This window comes from Chamaesiphon sp. OTE_75_metabat_556 (assembly GCF_031378165.1).
Lineage (GTDB): Bacteria > Cyanobacteriota > Cyanobacteriia > Cyanobacteriales > Chamaesiphonaceae > Chamaesiphon.
Window position 1 is genome coordinate 1 of the sequence record NZ_JANNDR010000505.1, and the last position, 1774, is coordinate 1774.

1 protein-coding gene and 2 pseudogenes are annotated in these 1774 nt (G+C 45.1%); 2 read left to right on the top strand and 1 reads right to left on the bottom strand.

The window, feature by feature from the left end; genetic code table 11:
• Window positions 1-153, bottom strand: a pseudogene (locus tag RMO27_RS20175) (NADAR family protein); the annotation flags it as partial.
• Between the two features lie 238 nt (window positions 154-391).
• On the opposite strand from RMO27_RS20175, the gene RMO27_RS20180 reads away from it, so the two are divergent.
• Both RMO27_RS20180 and RMO27_RS20185 read left to right on the top strand, forming a co-directional pair.
• Window positions 392-1381 (top strand): multicopper oxidase domain-containing protein, encoded by a 990-nt coding sequence (locus RMO27_RS20180; RefSeq protein ID WP_309735910.1) that lies wholly within the window; start codon window positions 392-394, stop codon window positions 1379-1381.
• Window positions 1382-1478: 97 nt separating this feature from the next.
• A pseudogene (locus RMO27_RS20185) lies at window positions 1479-1774 on the top strand (helix-hairpin-helix domain-containing protein); the annotation flags it as partial.

Sequence of the window (1774 nt, forward strand, 5' to 3'; positions counted from 1 at the left end):
CATCAAATACTCAAACTTAGTTCGCTGAAACTTGTGCGCCTGATAATAGTGCTCGACAGTCGCCCACTGCTGCCGATCTAATTCAATTGAGTGGGGTGAAAAATTGGAAAAGCAACCATAGGCTGCATTAACTTTGTAGAAGTAAATTCTCAATCGGTGCAAAGCTCACTCACTCTCGGTAGTTTACGACACTTTTCAGCCCCTACAGATCTGTGTGGGATCTGTAGGGGCAGGTTTATGCTAGTCAATGCCGATTTTACTTCGATATTGAACAAACCTGCCCTCCCCCTCTAGAAGATCTCTTATTCTTGATGCTAATAATTACTATTTAACTAGATCGATCGTTATAATGACTAGTTGAAGCTAACTGCGCCAACTTCCGCCAGCATCGATGTCTAATCTCGATCGATTTATTCACAATCCCCTCCTTCAGCGTCGTCAGCTGCTTAAATACGGCTGCGCCGCAGTGGGATTGACGACGGCGACACTGGCATGGCAACAGCTCAAGCCTCAGGCTGCGGCTCGAATCCCCCCAGTCCCAGCCAATAGCCCGATGATGGGCAACACGTTTAGTCCGATGCAGACTTTGCGGGATTTTGATTATGGTACCGTCAAGCAGGAAAATGGTCGGACGGTGAGAGAGTTTAGATTAGTAGCCGGAAATACTCGGCTCCAGTTAAATACAGCGGTATCGTTCAACAGCTGGAATTTTAATGGTAGAGTCCCTGCCCCAACATTGAGAGCCAAAGCTGGCGAAATAATTCGGGTATCTTTCCTCAATCGCGCTGGACACTCTCACTCACTCCATTTTCATGGTTTTCATCCGGCGGCGATGGATGGGATCAGACCGATTCGGCATAATACGGGCACGGTTTATGAATTGGAAGCTGAACCTTATGGCGTACATCTCTATCATTGTCACGTTGCTCCAGTTACCCGTCATATCGGCAAAGGTTTGTATGGGATGTTGATTATCGATCCGCCGGAACCTCGTCCACCAGCTGATGAAATGGTGCTGTTGATGGGTGGCTACGATACCAATGATGATGGCAAAAATGAGCTGTATGCTTTCAATGGTGTGCCCAACTACTATATGATGCACCCGATCGAAATCTATAAAGATCAGCTAATCCGCTTATACGTCCTGAATATGATCGAGATCGATCCTGCCGTGACATTTCATCTCCATGCCAATATGTTTCAGGTCTATCCGACAGGAATGACGCTACAACCGACTCACGCCACGGATGTGATCACAATGGGCACAGCCGAGCGGCATATTTTAGAGTTTAAATTCAAGTACCCAGGCGAATTCATGTTTCATCCCCACCAAGATCTCATCGCTGAAAGTGGCTGTATGGGAGCATTTAAGGTTATCTGAGTTATTTAATAGTAATAAATCGCAAATAAGTTGACATTAGTTATCATTAAGTACACAATGAAGACTACTCATAAATCGTTATTTTAGACACACTATTGTGAAAAAAAGTCAGTATATTGCGATCTCTCTTGCCGCTTTTGGCGCTTCAATTGTAATTAGTGCCTGCAACAACACTCCGACGACAACTACCGAAACTAGCACCAGCCCCGCAACTCCAGCCACCACTGCGTCAACTACAGAAATGGCAGGCATGAAACATAGTGGTGGTAAGAAAATCAATATTAATAGCGCGATTTTGTCAGAACTCGATAAGCTTGAAGCTAAATTGGGTATTCCATCTCTGTCTAATAAAATTCAAGCCGAACGTCCCTACAAAACACCGGAAGAACTCAT